Origin of the sequence: Methanobrevibacter sp. (assembly GCF_017539065.1) — an archaeon.
Taxonomy (GTDB): domain Archaea; phylum Methanobacteriota; class Methanobacteria; order Methanobacteriales; family Methanobacteriaceae; genus Methanocatella.
In genome coordinates, this window is the sequence record NZ_JAFYHP010000016.1 from 123,078 (window position 1) to 140,448 (window position 17,371).

15 protein-coding genes are annotated in these 17,371 nt (G+C 32.4%); all 15 read right to left on the minus strand.

Annotated elements, in window-relative coordinates; translation table 11 throughout:
- The 15 genes from glyA to rfbA all read right to left on the minus strand — a co-directional run bounded on the left by glyA (position 1) and on the right by rfbA (position 17,355).
- Entirely contained in the window at positions 1 to 1,272 is a 1,272-nt protein-coding gene (glyA, locus tag IKS50_RS04675; protein ID WP_292846106.1) for a serine hydroxymethyltransferase, read from the minus strand.
- A 573-nt stretch (positions 1,273 to 1,845) separates the two neighbouring features.
- Positions 1,846 to 3,831: a CoB--CoM heterodisulfide reductase iron-sulfur subunit A family protein gene (locus IKS50_RS04680; RefSeq protein WP_292846109.1), complete on the minus strand. Its 1,986-nt coding sequence runs from the start codon at positions 3,829 to 3,831 to the stop codon at positions 1,846 to 1,848.
- Between the two features lie 297 nt (positions 3,832 to 4,128).
- Positions 4,129 to 5,034, minus strand: coding sequence for an AEC family transporter (locus IKS50_RS04685; RefSeq protein WP_292846112.1), 906 nt, complete (start codon positions 5,032 to 5,034; stop codon positions 4,129 to 4,131).
- A 56-nt stretch (positions 5,035 to 5,090) separates the two neighbouring features.
- Positions 5,091 to 6,026 carry a DNA repair and recombination protein RadA gene (gene radA, locus IKS50_RS04690; protein ID WP_292846115.1) on the minus strand — a complete coding sequence of 312 codons (936 nt, stop codon included), beginning with the start codon at positions 6,024 to 6,026 and terminating at the stop codon, positions 5,091 to 5,093.
- A 20-nt stretch (positions 6,027 to 6,046) separates the two neighbouring features.
- Positions 6,047 to 8,644 (minus strand): OB-fold nucleic acid binding domain-containing protein, encoded by a 2,598-nt coding sequence (locus IKS50_RS04695; RefSeq protein WP_292846118.1) that lies wholly within the window; start codon positions 8,642 to 8,644, stop codon positions 6,047 to 6,049.
- Between the two features lie 155 nt (positions 8,645 to 8,799).
- A complete protein-coding gene (locus IKS50_RS04700) occupies positions 8,800 to 10,203 on the minus strand; it encodes an undecaprenyl-phosphate glucose phosphotransferase (protein WP_292846121.1) in 1,404 nt (467 codons plus the stop codon).
- A 48-nt stretch (positions 10,204 to 10,251) separates the two neighbouring features.
- Positions 10,252 to 11,109: a glycosyltransferase family 2 protein gene (locus IKS50_RS04705; protein ID WP_292846124.1), complete on the minus strand. Its 858-nt coding sequence runs from the start codon at positions 11,107 to 11,109 to the stop codon at positions 10,252 to 10,254.
- Between the two features lie 12 nt (positions 11,110 to 11,121).
- On the minus strand, positions 11,122 to 12,081 hold the full coding sequence (locus IKS50_RS04710; protein WP_292846127.1) for a glycosyltransferase family 2 protein: 960 nt from the start codon (positions 12,079 to 12,081) through the stop codon (positions 11,122 to 11,124).
- A gap of 4 nt (positions 12,082 to 12,085) precedes the next feature.
- On the minus strand, positions 12,086 to 13,042 hold the full coding sequence (locus tag IKS50_RS04715; protein WP_292846130.1) for a glycosyltransferase: 957 nt from the start codon (positions 13,040 to 13,042) through the stop codon (positions 12,086 to 12,088).
- Positions 13,043 to 13,046: 4 nt separating this feature from the next.
- The gene (locus tag IKS50_RS04720) at positions 13,047 to 14,132 is read right to left on the minus strand and encodes a CDP-glycerol glycerophosphotransferase family protein (RefSeq protein ID WP_292846133.1); all 1,086 of its coding nucleotides are present in this window, start codon (positions 14,130 to 14,132) and stop codon (positions 13,047 to 13,049) included.
- Positions 14,133 to 14,138: 6 nt separating this feature from the next.
- A complete protein-coding gene (locus IKS50_RS04725; protein WP_292846136.1) occupies positions 14,139 to 14,420 on the minus strand; it encodes a hypothetical protein in 282 nt (93 codons plus the stop codon).
- Between the two features lies 1 nt (position 14,421).
- Positions 14,422 to 14,688 carry a hypothetical protein gene (locus IKS50_RS04730; protein ID WP_292846139.1) on the minus strand — a complete coding sequence of 89 codons (267 nt, stop codon included), beginning with the start codon at positions 14,686 to 14,688 and terminating at the stop codon, positions 14,422 to 14,424.
- 222 nt (positions 14,689 to 14,910) lie between these two features.
- Complete coding sequence (rfbB, locus tag IKS50_RS04735; protein WP_292846142.1) at positions 14,911 to 15,918, minus strand: dTDP-glucose 4,6-dehydratase; 1,008 nt, start codon at positions 15,916 to 15,918, stop codon at positions 14,911 to 14,913.
- Positions 15,919 to 15,926: 8 nt separating this feature from the next.
- Positions 15,927 to 16,484, minus strand: a complete 558-nt coding sequence (gene rfbC, locus IKS50_RS04740; protein ID WP_292846145.1) for a dTDP-4-dehydrorhamnose 3,5-epimerase — start codon at positions 16,482 to 16,484, stop codon at positions 15,927 to 15,929.
- The gene (gene rfbA / locus IKS50_RS04745) at positions 16,477 to 17,355 is read right to left on the minus strand and encodes a glucose-1-phosphate thymidylyltransferase RfbA (RefSeq protein ID WP_292846147.1); all 879 of its coding nucleotides are present in this window, start codon (positions 17,353 to 17,355) and stop codon (positions 16,477 to 16,479) included. Before rfbA ends, rfbC begins: the two co-directional genes overlap by 8 nt.
- Positions 17,356 to 17,371 lie beyond the last annotated feature (16 nt).

Here is a 17,371-nt window from a genome sequence, read left to right on the forward strand (position 1 = left end):
TTAATCTAAATTATGATATTGATAAGCTTCTCTGTCAGAGAATGCGTAATCCAATTTTGTGTATTGGTTCATGAATTCAGCTACTTCATCAGCAATGTCTTCTTTATCGACTGCTACACGTTTGATGAATTCTGCAACTTCATCCATTTCTTTTTCTTTTAATCCGCGTCTTGTAATTTCCTGAGTACCTATTCTGATACCAGATGGATCATCAGAGTTATCCCTATTATCTCCTGGCAAGAGGTTTTTGTTTAAAATTACATTATTATCAGCCAATTCTTTTGCAATATCGGATGCTGATCTGATATTGGTTAAATCAACTGCGATTTGGTGGGATTCTGTGAATCCTAAGTCTTCACATAATACATTGAATCCTCTCTCATACATTGCCTGACCTAATGCTTGTGCATTTTTAATGATTTGTTTTGCATAAGCTTCACCAAATTCTAACATTTCAGCAGTTGCAATTCCTAAACCAAGTAAATGGTGCAAGTGGTGGTTACTTACAACACCAGGGAATACTGCTTCATCGATGCGTTCTTCGTTTTCTTTGCTTGAAAGGATGATTCCTCCTTGCGGACCAGGGAATGTCTTATGAGTACTTCCCATCATCAGGTCTGCTCCTTCTTTAAGAGGTTGCTGGAATTGGCCTCCTGCAATAAGACCCAATACGTGTGCACCGTCATACATTACTGTAGCGCCGACTTCATCGGCAGCTTCACGGGCTTCCTTGATTGGGTGAGGGAACAGGAATAAGCTTCCACCAAATAAAATAATGTTTGGTTTTTCCTCAAGGATTTTTTTGTTCATAGCGTCGATGTCTATGTTCATAACGTTTTTGTCCAATGGGTGGAAAACTGTTTTAAGGCCGCGAATACCTGCAGCGCTTACATCTGCGTGTGAAATGTGGCCCCCTGAGGGTACTTCAAGTGCCATGACCTTGTCGCCAGGTTTACCGAATCCGAAAAATGCCGCAAGGTTTGCAGTTACACCTGAAACCGGCTGGACGTTTGCATATTCACAGTCATAAAGTTTGCATGAAAGCTTTTTGGTTTTGTCTTCAATCAAATCTATGTATTGGCATCCTTCGTAGAATCTTTGGAATGCCTGACCTTCCGCGTATCTGTGGGCAAAATCGGTTGCTACTGCTTCGGTCACTTCTACACTTGTAACATTTTCAGAAGCGATGAGATTGATACTGTTTCTCATATATTCTGTATGCTTTTTTGCTATCTCTTCAAAGTTTAAAATTTCATCATGATAATTAGTCATTTACTACACCTAATATCCAATTATATATTTATGATTTAATTTTTGTTTATCTTCTAATATAAGAGTTATGAATAACTTAAAAATAGTCTTAATTAAAAAAGATTATTGTTAAATTATTATTTTAATTTCCATAAAAATTATATATCATGTTTATTTGACTGCAATTTTACATAAAGACTTCAACAAGCTTTAAATTAATGATTAAACAATATATATTTAGTAAAAAGGCCCTAAAGTAATCATAGGGGGTGGATTGATATGTTGTTAATTATATTTAACATGTATTTTTCTGCTAATTATAACGGTTTTTTCTGTCGCTGTTATGGTGTTCCCTTATTTCATCTCATAGGGGTGAGAACAGTGGAGTTAATTCTCTGCAATAAGACATTAAATTGACTATTTTTAAAATTAATATATTATTATTTCTTGTCTTATTCTAAAATTTTTCCTCTAAAAAAATCATCGAATCGTTTTTTTTTAAGAAAATACTGGAAAAAATATGCTAATTTTCAGCATAGAATCTAAAAATTTAAAAAAAAAGAAAAAAAGAAATAGAGAAATTAATCTCTAAATCTATTTACCTAAGTCTTCAAGAGCAGCACTGATTTGTGCCATAATTTGCTCGGTTTTGAAGTGTTGTTGGTTCATTGCACCAGATGGACATGCACCTACACAAGTACCACATCCTTTACATAATGCGGAGTTAATTTGTGCAAATTCTTTTCCACCTACACCGGTAGCGATTGCAATAGCGTCGAATGGACATAATTCAACACATACTTGGCAAGCACCACAAACGGTTTCGTCGTTGGATGCAATAATAGGTTCGATTTCTACTTCTCCTCTAGCCATTGGGATTGCTGCTCTGGATGCTGCAGCTGAACCTTGTGCTACGGAGTCAGGAATATCTTTAGGACCTTGTGCTACACCAGCAATGTAAACACCGTCAGTTAAGGTGTCAACAGGTCTGAGTTTTGGGTGAGCTTCCATGTAGAATCCGTCTGCAGATCTGGAAAGACCTAATGTTTGTCTGAGTTCGTCGGATCCTGCAGAGTGTTCGAGACCTACGCTTAATACAACTAAATCGTAAGTGTATTCGGTTACTTTACCGAGTAAAGTATCTTCTGCTCTGATAGTTAAGGTTAAATCATCGTTTTCGAAGATTTGTGCTGGTTTACCTCTGATAAATTCAATACCGTATTTTTCTTGAGATGTTTTGTAGAACTCTTCGTATCCTTTACCGAATGAACGGATATCCATGTAGTAACAGGTTACTTCGGTATCAGGTTCGTGGTCAATACATAATTGAGCGTTTTTCATGGAGTACATACAACATACTCTGGAACAGTATGGTTTACCGATTTGTTCATCTCTTGAACCAACACAGTGGATGAATGCTACACGTTTAGGTTCGATACCGTCGGATGGTTTAATTACGTGTCCACCGGTAGGACCTGATGCGTTAATCATCCTTTCAATTTCCATAGCGGTAATTACGTTTGAGAAACGTCCGTATCCGTATTGGTAAATGCCGGATGGATCGAATGGGTCGTAACCGATAGCTGCTACAATAGTACCAACTTCTAATTCGATTTCTTCAGCTTGTTGATTGTGGTCAATTGCGTCTGGTCCACATGCTTGTACACATAAGTTACATTCGATACAGTAGTCTTTATCGATAGTTGCACATAATGGTACAGCTTGAGGGAATGGGATGAATGCAGCTTTTACCATACCTACACCTTCGTCGTAGTAGTTAGGTATTTCGATAGGACAAGCTTCTTGACAAGATCCACATCCAGTACATAAAGCTTCATCAACATATCTAGGTTTTTTCTCAACTTTTACTTTGAAGTTTCCGATGAATCCGTCAACTTCTTTAACTTCTGCGTAGGAAATTAATTCGATGTTTTCGTGTTTTGCACAGTCTACCATCTTAGGTGCTAAGATACACATTGAACAGTCGAGAGTAGGGAAAGTTTTATCTAATTGTCCCATACGTCCACCGATGGTTGGGTTTCTTTCTACTACGTAGGTTTTGAATCCCATATCAGCTAAGTCTAGGGAAGTTTGAATACCAGCTACTCCACCACCGATAACTAATGCTTTGTTATCTACTGCTACTTTGGTAGCTTCTAATGGTTCGAGTAATCTTGCTTTTGCAACAGCCATACGTGTTAAATCTTTAGCTTTTGCGGTTGCTTCTTCAGGTAAGTCCATGTGTACCCAGGAGTCTTGTTCCCTTAAGTTAGCAAATTCAAATAAGAATTTGTTTAATCCAGCTTCTTCTACACATCTACGGAAAGTAGGTTCGTGAAGACGAGGGGAACATGCTGCTACAACAATTCTGTTTAATCCTTTTTCCTTAATGTCCTCTTGGATCATAGCTTGACCCGGGTCGGAACACATGTATTTGTAGTCGGTTGCATATACGACGTTTGGTAATGTCTTAGCATACTCAGCAACGTCAGGACAGTCGACTACTCCACCAATGTTTACACCACAGTGACAGACGTAAACACCTATCCTAATTTCTTCGTTATTTATTTCTTCTGCCATATTAATTCACCTTGTACAAGTCGTGAAAAATATCTAATATATATGAAAAATTGCAATTTCAAAAACAGTTATAATTTTTACATAGTATTAGATATACTTATGTAGTAAATACACATATATAAACTTATTTATAAATCTCTTGGAGTAAAGTTTATATATGAGAAGAGAAAATCTCTTTAAAAATAGCTTTAAATTTGAAATTAAAGCTAAATTCAAAGTATTTGTCTAAATAAAGCGTAATTTTCATTTTTTGATAAAATAAAAAATTTAGGTTAAATTAAATTATTACTTTTTTAGCTAAAGTAACATAATTATCAACGGGAGTGTAATCAAAGAGATTACAGTGTTGATTAATATGCAATCTGATGTCAACTCATAGTCGAGTTTATATGTTATCGCAAGCAGCAAAGACATCATACCGGAAGGCATTGCAGCCTCCACAACAGATATGGTGAATTGAAGATCGACCAAACCGATTTTTGAAGCAACAATGAATGCGATGGCCGGAAAGAAAGCCAATTTCATTACGGAAGTGAATGCAATCATGGATTTGCTTCTCTTCAAAGCGGAAAAATCAATTGATAAACCTAACGCAATCATGATTAAAGGAATAGCTCCTTGGCCTAAATAATTGACAGTATTATCCAGGACCTGACCGATTGGAATGTTAAAGAAATTAAATCCCAAACCTAAAATTACTGCCCAAAGTGGTGGGAAGAATGTTATTCTTTTAACTGCAGCTTTTGGAGTTCCGCCGAATTTCAATATTAAAGCAAATGATAATACTAAAAAGATACATAATGTAGCCATGTCACAAAATATAGCTCTTAAAAAACCTTCCTGGCCGAAAATGCCTAATGTGACCGGGTAGCCCATAAAAGCAGTGTTAGCAATCATAACTGTGACTAAAACACTCCATAATGTTTTATCATCTAATCCTAATTGTTTTAAAATGAAATATGAAACAATTCCAGTAACAAAAGAAGACGCCAAAATAACAAAAGGCAGTATTCCTAGTTTTGAAAGAAGTGATAAGTCCGCAGAATAAATAGCATGAAAAATCATGCAGGGCATTAAAATGTACATTACTATTTTATTAAAAGGATCCAAGTCATTTTCACTTAAAAAATCAATTCTTTTAAGGAAATATCCAAGTCCAATCATTATAATGATTGATAAAATAGTAATTTCTATAGCATTCATGTAAGTAAATATTTGTAAAAAAAGTATAAAAAAGTTAAGAAAAAAAGAAAATAAAATTAACTAACGATACCTTCGCTAGTAATTTTAAATACACATTCACCTTCAGGTAAATGAGGAGAATCCACTAAACGAGCGATTCTTTTTCCAGCTAAACCTTTTTTAAGCCATATTCTGTAAGTTGAAGCGTGACCTAAAACGTGCCCCCCAATAGCTTTGGTAGGACTTCCGAAGAAGGAATCCGGTTTAGCTTGAACTTGGTTAGTTAAAAATATTGCAACATTATAAGTGTTTGCAATTTGTTGAAGTGAATGTAAATGTTGGTTTAACTTTTGTTGTCTAACAGCAAGGGATTCCCTTCCAACATATTCCGCTCTGAAGTGAGCCATTAATGAATCGACAATAACTAATCTTACATTAACACCACTTTGAATGAGTTCATTAATTTTATCCACCATTAGAATTTGGTGAGCGGAGTTGAATGCACGTGCAACATGAATTCTGCTTAAAACCTCATGAGTGTCTAATTCAAATGCTTCTGCAATTTGTCTGACTCTTTCTGGACGGAAAGTGTTTTCAGTGTCGACAAATACGCATTCCCCGTCAAGTCCTCCAAGTTCTTCTGGTAATTGAACTGTAACAGCTAATTCATGGGAAATTTGACTTTTACCAGACCCAAATTCACCAAATACTTCAGTAATTGATTGAGTTTCGATTCCTCCACCAATTAAATCGTTGAATTCTTGACTTCCAACAGTTATGTGTCCTACATCTTTTCTTCTTTCGTCAACTTCTAATGCGGTTTCAAAGGTAATGTTTTCAGCTCTACGTGCCGCTTCAATAACTTTTTCTGCAACACCTTCACCGATTTCAGCTTTAACTGATAACTCTTTTGGAGTAGCAGTAGCTAATCTCATCATGTCAGCAAAACCTGCATCTTTTAATTTTTCTGCTGTTTTTTCACCTACACCTGGTAAATCGCTTAAATCGACCATGATAATCATTCCTCACTTATTTAAATATATTTTTTTAATAGTTTTTTAGGGTTTAATCTATTAGTTTGATTGAATTCATCAAAATTAACATTAGCTATAAATTCAATAGTATAACCAGTTAAATCTTGAAGTTTATCTTCTATTGAAAGTAGTTCTACTTCAGTGATAGAAATTACTTCTTCTTTTTTCATTCCTATAAGTTCTTCGGCTAAATTATCAAAGAAAGTAGCTTCAATTTCACCGGTATCATCATGAATTCTTAAAGGAATCATAAGAGTGTATTTTGGTTCATCAAATATGTGTCCGCAATTGTCACAAACGCCTTCTTCTTCTGTATGTTCGACATTTTCATTACAAACTGGACATTTTTTAAGTAGTACCCTGTTAGTATATACCTCATCAATTTGGGCTGTAATATGAACATTAGTATCATATTCTGATAAAGCTTCAATTGATCTTGGAACAAAGATTGCCTCAAGTAATTCTTCATAAGAGGATAATTTCTCTAATTCAGTTTCACTTGGCTCTAATATGGCAGTAGCTCCAGACACATTGGCTTCTACACGATTAGTCCTATCATTGTATCTGAAACGAGGGTTTTGTAGTTTAATTGCTTGGCCTAATTCAAATTCCTTATTTACATCGTCATTCCAAAGAACAACAATGATAGAACCTGTATCATCAGCAATTTCTATATTTCTAACATGCCCTTCACCATCATCTCTTTCAAAAGTACGAGGTTCAAAGATTTCGATGACTCTACCAATGATGATTTTATCATCTTCATCTTCATCGACCTCATCAATACTGATATAATCATAAAGAGTTTTTTCCAATGTTTCTAATTTAGGAATAAACATTGAAGATGCTTCTTCTTCTGATAATCTAATAATTCTTGAACTTCCTCCAACGTTTAAATCAACACTGTACATTCCAAGTCTAGATCTGGCATTTTCAATTCTATAAGCTTCACCTACACCATAATCCCCTTGAGCTTTTTCATTCCAAAAAGATAATCTAACTTTACCGGATTCATCAGCAAACATTGCTGAACGAACAACACCTACTTCGCCTGTGTCTCTTTGGAATTCTCTAGGATCCTCAAGAGATAAAATTCTTCCGATAATATCTATTTCAATACCATCATCATCTAATAATTCCACTTCACCAACAGGAGTTGGACGTAATTCTTCTCTTAAAGCATTTAATTCATCTAATTCATCGATAGATAAGTTTTGAGGATTAATTGAGATTTGAGTATTAAAGTTTGTATTCATGGAGTACTGGCTTTGAGTGTATTCATCATAACGAACATCCCCACCAATAATTTTAATTATGTCTCCTTTATTTATCGGTAAACTAGTATCGTCTCCCCAAACAGTTACTCTAATTTCACCAGTTGTGTCTCTAACATCAAAGTTTCTTAGCTTACCTTCGGTATTATCTGTTTTTCTTGTAAATAATTTAATATCTTGAAGTCTTGAAACAATACCTACAATTGAAACATCCTTCTGTTCTCTTAAATCTCCAATCGGTGAAAATTCTTGTACTACCTCTGGAACATCATAATCTCCTTTGATTATCCTTCCATCCCAGTGGGTTAATGTTATTTCATTTTCACCATCACGGTTTGGTCTTTCACGTGCTTGTGCCTGAAGGATTTTAACAGTATCCCCATCTTCAAGTCCTAAATCATTGATTAATTCAACGTTTTTATTCCATAATGTATAAGAGATTTGTCCTGAACTATCCTGTAATTCAAGAGATGCAACTTTTCCTTCTTTTCCATTTTTTTCATAGCTTCTAATAGTTGGAATTCTAACGATTCTTGCAATGATATTTACTTTGGTATCAGGTTGGATATCGGCAATGTTGGTAATTTCTTCTTCATATGCTGGGAATTTTGAAGGATCTTCTTCTAATTTAATTACAGTTGATCTTGGTCTTAAATTAGCTTCAAGTCCGGAATATCCTTCTTTAATATCAACTTCTTTGATTTGAATAATGTCTCCTTCTTTAACATTTTTAAGTAATTTAATGTTTTGAGTCCAGAAAACTGTTCTTATTTCTCCAGTATTATCTTTTAATTCGACATTGCAAACTTCTCCACTTTGACCTTTACGAGTTTTAAATGATCTTGGATTTGAAATTGAAATTACTCTACCTGCAACAGTTACGTCCCTGTTGCCTTTTTCAAGTTTATCGATTGTGTCAATATTATATTCTGGTCTTTGAGAAACTGTTTCAACTTCAGCAGTGACTAATTCGCCAACGACCATGTCCGCCAAACTAACATCAGTCATGAATGGATTTTCAATTTCTTTTTGTCTGAATTTTTCCATTCTTGTAAAAAATTCTTCTTCTGAAATTTGATCTTTAACTTTATCATATCTTTCTTGAAGGTCCTCAGTCATTTCAAATGATGTTTCTTCAATGTCATTGTCAATTGATGTTTCTTGATTCATGTAACTTTCCACTATCTTTTGTGCAGCTTCAAAATCATCAATGAAATTTAATCCATCATTATCCGCTTTTAATCTTTCTATTTCTTCCAAGAACTCTTCTTCAGTAAGTTTATCGTTAATTTTTTCGTATTCTTGTAAAATTTTTTCTTGCATACCAAACCCCTCATAGAAAAGTTAATTATAATTTTATAATCATAGTGTATATAAAGTATTAGAGAGAGCATTTGAAAAGTATTCTCAATTCCAATATTTCAAAAAAATTTGATATAAATATTGGTAAAGTGCACATATGTGAAAATGCACAAAAATTAATATGCATTAGGATTTCTCTTTAAAGCTGTTTTAATCATGATTCCTAAATCCAAACCCATGTGCCAGTTTTCTACGTACTCAATATCATATTCTATACGTTTTTTAATTGAAGTGTCACCACGGCATCCATGAATTTGAGCCCAGCCGGTTAAACCGGGTTTCACTTGGTGTTTGACCATGTATTTTGGTATTGTTTCCTTGAATTGTTCTACGAAAAATGGTCTTTCAGGCCTTGGACCGACAACGCTCATGTCGCCTTTCAAGACATTGAAAAATTGTGGCAATTCATCAATACTGGTTCTTCTAATTATTTCTCCAACCTTTGTCTTTCTTGGGTCATCAGGTGTGGTCCATTCGGATTTTTCCTCATTAGGATTTTGAACCTTCATACTGCGGAATTTGTACATCATAAATGTCTTGCCGTTATAACCCATTCTTTCTTGCTTAAAGATTATAGGTCCGGGAGATGTCAATTTAATAGCGATAGCTGTAATAATCATTATTGGTGAGGTTATAATTATCGCTATTATTGATATGATATAATCGGAAGTGTACTTCAAAAATTTATTAAAGTCATCGTCAAGAGGAACGTAACGAATATTAATAATCGGAATATCTTCAATCATGTCAATAGATGGCTGTGCCGGGAAATATCTAATGTAATCCGGAATTATTTCCGCCTTGATTCCTACTCTTTCACAGCTCTCCACTAGCTCGTTAATTTTATAATAATATTTTAAAGGAATAGCTAAAACAACTCTATCATATCTATTACTTTCTAAAATCTTATCTATATCTTTAAATGCGCCGATAATTCTACTTCCTTCAATTTCCCTGCCTACATGGTCTGATCTTCCCAGGAACCCGCTGACAACGAAACCCAAATAAGGATTATTGCGAATTTTGCGTGCAAATGTAAATGCCAAATCATTGTCTCCAACGACGAGAATATGTTTTAAGTTTTTATTATTCACTCTTAACTTCTTTAAAATGCTTCTAATAATAAACCTTTCAATGATTCCAAAGAACGTTGCTATAATTGCTAATAAAAAGAGCATTATTCTTGAAAAATTTGGCTGATTTATGATAAACAATATTGAAACTAGAATAAAGAATGCTAATATATTTACCTTAATTATCTGCGTAGCCTCTGAAAAAATATTTTTATAAGTTCTGCGAGGTTTATATAAACCAAATGCAAAGTATAAAATTAAATAAACAGGAATGACCGCTAACACTAAAAATAATAGATAACTAAAAAAGCCCAAATGTCCTCCAATAGGCCCGAATAAAGTAGTTTTAAATCTTAACCAAATAGAGCATATAAGTGATAGTGTTATCACTAAAACATCAATTAAAACTAATAAAATATTTAATGCTCTTTGATTTTCCTTAATCATAATAACTACCTAAACTAGTTTATTATATATATTATTGCAATTAATTAATTAACTTTTCTTTTTGAACAAATTCAAAAATAATTTTAAAATACATAAAAGAGCAATTCCTAAATAAACAATCCAATTAACAATAAAAGATGATTCTTTAGCAAGGTGTTTATTATAATAAATGTACATCGCACGGTAAAACTCATAAATCAATTTTGATTTTTGTTTTTTACTGCTTGCACCTTTAAGGTGAGTGATTTTGGATTTTCCATAGTAAATTATTTTCCAGCCGGATTTTTTAATGCGGTAACATAAATCAATATCTTCACCATACATGAAAAAAGTCTCATCAAGCAATCCAACTTCATCAAGAGCTTCCTTTCTCATGAACATGAACGCACCGGTGAGACAGTCAATTTCATAGATTTCATCATCCGGAAGATTATTTAAATTATAATTATCTTCTTTACTATTTGTTGGAATGTGGAATAATCTAAAGAATGAGTTTTTTACATTTGGAAAAGATCTTTTACAAGCCTTATCCAGTTCGCCATTTTCTAAAATGACTCTGCAACCACATGCCCCAACATCACTATTCTTTTCCATATAATTGTAAATATTTTCCAAAGTATTCTCCCAAACGATTGTGTCTGAATTTAGTAAAAGTTGGTATTTGCCGCTTGCATGCCTTAAAGCTTGATTATTCCCCGCTGCAAAACCATTATTTTCTTTAGATGCTATAAATTTAACTTTATCTTTAAAATAATCTTTTAAACGAGCTAAACTATCATCATTAGATGCATTATCTACTACAAATATTTCCAGACTAAATGGATAATTATAGTCTAGAATAGAGTTAATAGTATTCTTTGTTAACTCAAAAGTTTGATAGTTTAAAATAACAACTGAAAGGTCCATGAAACTCACTGATTATTTTTTTAAAAATTTAAAAGTATTAATAATTAATCTGTATTCGATTTTAAAATAGTTTTTTGTATTTTTGGATTCGAATTTGACTTTTTGAATTTTACTTCTTGTAGATAAACCTTCACGAATACCCGCCAAGTAAATTGAACCGAACCCTTTTTTTAAAAAGAACAAATATTTGATGAAAAATCCTAAAAATAAAAATATGAAATTAATAATTTTCAATGGAACAGGTAAGTTTTTGTAAACAACCCAGACATTATTTCTAGCCGCCAGGCGAACTTTAAATTCATTATATCTGCTTCCGCTTGTTGCACTGCCAATATGATAAACTATCGCATCCGGACATAACAAATTCCTATAACCATTTATTCTTGACCTGATTGCCAAATCCACATCTTCCATATAAGCAAAGAAATTATTATCAAACATTCCAATTTCGTTTAAGAGCGATTTTTTATACATTGCTGCGCCAGCACATGCGGAGAATATTTCGCAAACCTCAGTGTACTCGTTTGAATTGTGATTTTCGCCTGTTTTTTTAGTCCAAGCAAGTAAATTATACTCATCGCCAACATCATCAATTAAATCTTTATTGTTATATTGAAGCATTTTAGCCTGAAGAGAAAATATGTTATTGTCAGATGAGATTAAATCAACCAACGCCTTAATAGAACCTTTTTTAATTTCAGTATCATTATTTAGAGAAAAAATATATTCATACTTAGCTTGTGATATTCCTTGATTAACCGCCGGAGAAAAACCTAAGTTCTCTTCGTTTTCGATTAATATGACAGGGAAATTGAATGAACTGTTTTTAATATACTCTTTACTGTTATCAGTTGATCCATTATCAACTATAATAACTTCCCCAATTAATTCCGAATCATTATTCAATGACTCAAAAAAGGTTTTTAAGAATCTTTCTCCATTATAATTTGGCGTTACGACTGAAACTTTCATGTTATCAAATTGAATTTTTAAATTTTTTCCATAGTTTATAGTATAGTTTTGGATTTAATAAAAATAATTTTATTTTTAATTTAAATTTACTATCTCCTTGGAATTTAGACAGTTTTTCAAGTAAATTCAACTCCTTCATTTTACTCAATACTTCATCAAAATCATAACCATTGTAAAAAAAGAAGTTCATATTTCCAAATATTGCTTTTGGAATTCTAGAAGTTGTTATCAAATCAGCAAGTTCAGGTTTATTATTTTTTCTGTAAAATTCACCTATTCCCTCAAAAATTTTAACAATGCCGAATCTTTTATATTCGCTTGTTTTAATTGCTGAATCTGAGTGCTGGACATAATAATAAGTTACTTCATTGTTAATAGCTATCTCATCACCATAGTTTAATGCTTTGTGTGCAAATTCTGTATCTTCACCATAAATCGTGCCTGGAGTGAATTTAATATTATTATTTTTAATTATATCCGCCTTATACATTAGTTGGAAGAAATTGAAAGTGATTTGCATATTCAACTCCATCTTAATGAAGTCATAAGTCGAAATCAGATTTTGCGGATAGGTATCAAGATTTGTTAGTTTTTCTCCTTCTTTTTTAGCATATAATGTTAAGCTAAAATCTGTTTTGCCATTATATAAGCTTGACAGGTGATTTTTTGAAATATAATCATCTGCATCAACAAAAACTAAATAATCCCCTTGTGACTCATCAATACCGACATTTCTTGCAACACTAACCCCCTTGTTTTCTTGGTGGATAACTTTATGTGGTATTTTACAATCGCCTAAACAGTGATTAATTATTTCTAGACTATCGTCAGTTGAGCCATCATCAACGACGATGATTTCAAAACCATCAAAATCTTGAGTAATGATTGAATCTAAAGTTTTACTTATATACTGTGAAGCATTGTAAACTGGAACAATTACGCTAACTTTAAAATTATCCATTTTATCAACCTCTATTTAATAAGTAATCTACGATTCTTTCAGATGAATGGCCATCAATTTCATCAAATTGTGTTTTAACAAAATCGGATATCTTGCCTTTATCAAACCGGCCATCTTTTATTACGTCAATCAATTCATCTGATGTGTAAACAATTGGTCCGGGAACGGTTGTTTTAAAATCATAGTAAAATCCACGTTCATTAGCTAAATAATAATCTAAATCATAAGTGAAAAATACTGTAGGCTTATTTAAAACAGAATATTCAATCATTATAGATGAGTAATCAGTGATTAAAATATCGCTGATTAACATTAATTCCTGTTCGCTTTCAAAATCGCTTACATCGACATATCGGCTATTGGATGAAATATCCTCTTTATAAAAATTCTTAATTTTGGGATGAAGTCTTAAAGCTAAAACATACTCCGAACCTAATTCCTGATTAAATTTCTCTAAATCGAGGAAATCGAATACATTATTATATTTTTCTTCATCTCTAAAGGTTGGAGCATATAAAATGATTTTTTTATCCGGCGGAATATTTACTTTTTGACAAAAATCTTGTTTTAATTTATCTAAATCATGATTTTCAAAATAATAATCCATTCTTGGGAGGCCTAACGGTTTTATCTTATCATTAGACATTTGAAAAGCTTCACTATAATATTCAATGATATTTTTTGAAGTAACAATTAAATAATCGGTATTGTCAGAAATTTTACTTAAAATTTCTCGACTTTCTAAATCGACAGATCCTCCAAATTTTTTTGAAGCCCCCGGAGCATGCCATAACTGTACAATAGTATTTTCATCTTTAAAATCCATGAAGGCAAGCGGGAAAAAGTTATCGTTTAAGAAGATATATTTGGAGCTTGATAATTTTTTAAAACTATTAAAAGATAATTTGTCTTTATAAAAAAAGTGGAATTTGAAATCTCCTCTTTTTTCAAATTCTTTTTTGATATAATCTAAATTTCCTTTAAAGGATTCTCTAGAATCAATAATGAAAGAAACTCTATTTTTTTCAACATCATTATGGTTGAATAGCTTAAAGATTAAACCATAAACCTTATGTTTTAAATATGACATGATTATCTAGTGGAAAAATGCTATCATTCCCGGAATTGACTCAGCCATTGCTTGAATACCTAAAATGAAAATTGCCAAACCACCTATAAAATTAATGTACCTAGCATATTTCATGGCGAACCTTGTACCAAAGGTTCCGATTAAAAGCCAGCAAATTACAGCTATAAAACTTAAAATAGCTAAAACGACTGGATCAACATGGGCTGCGACACCTTGAGCTGCTAAAATTAAGTTTTCAATGTTTCCAAAAACTAATAAAGGTAAAAAATGTTTAATTTCTGGATCCATATCATTCGCCCCTTATAGAAGTTATCATTGCTTGGGCTCCTAAAATAAAAATAGCTAGTCCACCAATGAAATCAATAAAATCAACATAATCAATTAATAGTTGTGTTCCTAAAGTCCCAATAAGCAACCATAAAGCAACACAAATAAAACTTGCAATTCCTAATTTAAGGGGATTAACACCTGCTACAACACCTTGTGAGGATAAAACCAAGTTTTCAATATTTCCAAATACAATTAGTCCCACAAAAGGCAAATATTGCTCCAACATTTAATCACCATTTTCCCAATAATTTAATGTATATACAATTAAGAATATTAATGAATAGTAATATATAAAATTATCTTAAATTCAATGAAATTTATTAGATTTCATGATGAAAAAGGATAAATATAATCTATTCAATCAATTAAATTATTTAAACAAAATTAAAAAAAATAATAAAAAAATGAACATTATAAAATTAAGAGGTGTATTTCAAGTGTAAAATCACTATCTATTTTCGTACATTTCTTTATAATACTCCTGATATTTTCCGCTCTTAACTTGATTAGTCCAATCCTGATTATCAAGATACCATTGAATTGTTTCTTTAATACCAATTTCAAAGGTATAATCTGGTGACCAACCTAATTCTTCTTGAATTTTTGTTGAATCAATTGCATAACGTCTGTCATGGCCTAATCGGTCAGTTACAAATTCGATTAATGATTCATCTTTACCTAATGTTTCAAGAATTAATTTAACAATAAAAATGTTTTCTTTCTCATTGTTTCCGCCAATGTTATAGACTTCACCAACTTTTCCCTCATGCAAAACTAAATCAATAGCGGTACAATGGTCATGTACATGTAACCAATCGCGAATATTTTTTCCATCACCATAAACGGGTAACTTTTTATCTTCTAAAGTATTTGAAATCATTAAAGGAATTAATTTTTCTGGAAATTGATAAGGCCCATAATTATTTGAACAACGTGTAATATTTATTGGTAAATCAAAAGTTTCAAAGTATGCTCTTGTAATAAAATCCCCACCAGCTTTAGAAGCTGAATATGGACTATTAGGTTGTAATGGAGTAGTTTCAGTGAAATATCCATTTTTGCCTAAAGTGCCGTAAACTTCATCAGTAGAAATTTGAATGTATCTATCCACACCATATTCTTTAGCTGCATTTAAAAGTACTTGAGTTCCCAAGACATTTGATTTAATAAATATTTCCGGATCTGTTATACTTCTATCAACATGGGTTTCAGCTGCAAAGTTAATAACATAATCACATTTTTGAACTAAATCATCAACGACACTTTTATCCCTAATATCACCTTTAACAAAAGTGTAATTATCTTTATCTTCAATATCTTTTAAGTTTTCAAGGTTTCCGCAGTATGTAAGAGCATCTAAATTAATTATATGATAATCTGAGTATTTATTAACCATGTATCTTACAAAATTACTTCCAATAAATCCTGCTCCGCCTGTTACTAAAATATTTGTCATAATAATCACTAATATTTAATTTGAGATTCTTTGAAGCATTTAAATTCCTTATCCTTTTCTGATAAAATTAACTCATCTATTCCATCTAATGGCCAATCAATTCCAATATCTTCATCATCCCATTTAATTCCACTTTCATCTTCACCATGATAGAATTCTGTACATTTATATAAAAATTCGGCCTCATCAGACAATACTAAAAACCCATGGGCAAATTTTGGCGGAATATACATTTGTTTTTTATTCTCTTCAGATAAAATCTCACCATGCCACTTGCCATAAGTCGGGGAATCTCCCCTCAAGTCGACGCCAACATCAAAGACTTTACCTTTAATAACACGCACTAACTTTCCTTGCGGATATTTTAATTGTAAATGTAGGCCTCTTAATACTCCTTTTGTTGATTTTGATTGGTTATCTTGAACGAAAGTTAAATCATGACCCGCTTCTTTAAATTCATTTTCCTGATATGTTTCCATGAAGTATCCTCTATTGTCTTCAAAAACAGTAGGCTCAACCACAAACATGCCTTCAATTTCAGTTTCTATGAATTTAAATTTACCCATCATTACACCTTTTAGATAATTTAAATAAGTATTCGCCATAATCTGTTTTTTTAAGCTCATTAGCTGTTTTCAATAATTGTTTTTCATCAATGTATCCCTTAAGATATGCAATTTCTTCAAGACACGCAATGTAAAGACTTTGTCTTTTTTGAACTGTTTCAATGAAGTTTGCTGCTTCAAGAAGACCCTCATGAGTTCCTGTATCTAGCCATGCCATGCCACGACCCAGTAACTCTACCTTAAGTTTTCCGCGCTTTAAATATTCTTCATTAACTGATGTAATTTCAACTTCACCTCTTTCAGATGGTTCGACATTTTTTGCAATTTCAATTACATCATTATCATAGAAATAAAGTCCGGGGACTATATAATTTGATTTTGGTTCCTTTGGCTTTTCTTCAATAGACAATACATTCCACTCATCATCAAATTCAACAACGCCAAAAGCTTCGGGATTATTAGTATAATAACCAAATATTACAGCACCTTCATCTAGACTAATTGCTCTTTCAAGAATTTCAGTGAATCTGTGTCCATGAAATATGTTATCGCCTAAAATTAGTGCAACATTATCATCACCTATGAAATCTTCACCTATTATAAATGCTTCTGCAAGACCGTTTGGATTTTCTTGAGCTGCATATTCAAATCTGATACCTAAACTTGATCCATCCCCTAACAAATCCTTAAACATTGGTAAATCCCTAGGAGTTGAAATAATCAGAATTTCTTTGATACCTGCAAGCATTAAAACTGAAATAGGATAATAAATCATTGGCTTATCATAAAGTGGCAATAATTGTTTAGAAATCGCTTTGGTAATAGGATATAAACGAGTTCCAGAACCGCCAGCTAATACAATACCTTTCATAATATCACTTTATTTT

Coding starts and splice junctions, on each gene's coding strand:
- glyA (WP_292846106.1), bottom strand. CDS start 1,272: ATGACTAATTATCATGATGAAATTTTAAACTTTGAAGAGATAGCAAAA.
- IKS50_RS04680 (WP_292846109.1), bottom strand. CDS start 3,831: ATGGCAGAAGAAATAAATAACGAAGAAATTAGGATAGGTGTTTACGTC.
- IKS50_RS04685 (WP_292846112.1), bottom strand. CDS start 5,034: ATGAATGCTATAGAAATTACTATTTTATCAATCATTATAATGATTGGA.
- radA (WP_292846115.1), bottom strand. CDS start 6,026: ATGGTCGATTTAAGCGATTTACCAGGTGTAGGTGAAAAAACAGCAGAA.
- IKS50_RS04695 (WP_292846118.1), bottom strand. CDS start 8,644: ATGCAAGAAAAAATTTTACAAGAATACGAAAAAATTAACGATAAACTT.
- IKS50_RS04700 (WP_292846121.1), bottom strand. CDS start 10,203: ATGATTAAGGAAAATCAAAGAGCATTAAATATTTTATTAGTTTTAATT.
- IKS50_RS04705 (WP_292846124.1), bottom strand. CDS start 11,109: ATGGACCTTTCAGTTGTTATTTTAAACTATCAAACTTTTGAGTTAACA.
- IKS50_RS04710 (WP_292846127.1), bottom strand. CDS start 12,081: ATGAAAGTTTCAGTCGTAACGCCAAATTATAATGGAGAAAGATTCTTA.
- IKS50_RS04715 (WP_292846130.1), bottom strand. CDS start 13,042: ATGGATAATTTTAAAGTTAGCGTAATTGTTCCAGTTTACAATGCTTCA.
- IKS50_RS04720 (WP_292846133.1), bottom strand. CDS start 14,132: ATGTCATATTTAAAACATAAGGTTTATGGTTTAATCTTTAAGCTATTC.
- IKS50_RS04725 (WP_292846136.1), bottom strand. CDS start 14,420: ATGGATCCAGAAATTAAACATTTTTTACCTTTATTAGTTTTTGGAAAC.
- IKS50_RS04730 (WP_292846139.1), bottom strand. CDS start 14,688: ATGTTGGAGCAATATTTGCCTTTTGTGGGACTAATTGTATTTGGAAAT.
- rfbB (WP_292846142.1), bottom strand. CDS start 15,918: ATGACAAATATTTTAGTAACAGGCGGAGCAGGATTTATTGGAAGTAAT.
- rfbC (WP_292846145.1), bottom strand. CDS start 16,484: ATGGGTAAATTTAAATTCATAGAAACTGAAATTGAAGGCATGTTTGTG.
- rfbA (WP_292846147.1), bottom strand. CDS start 17,355: ATGAAAGGTATTGTATTAGCTGGCGGTTCTGGAACTCGTTTATATCCT.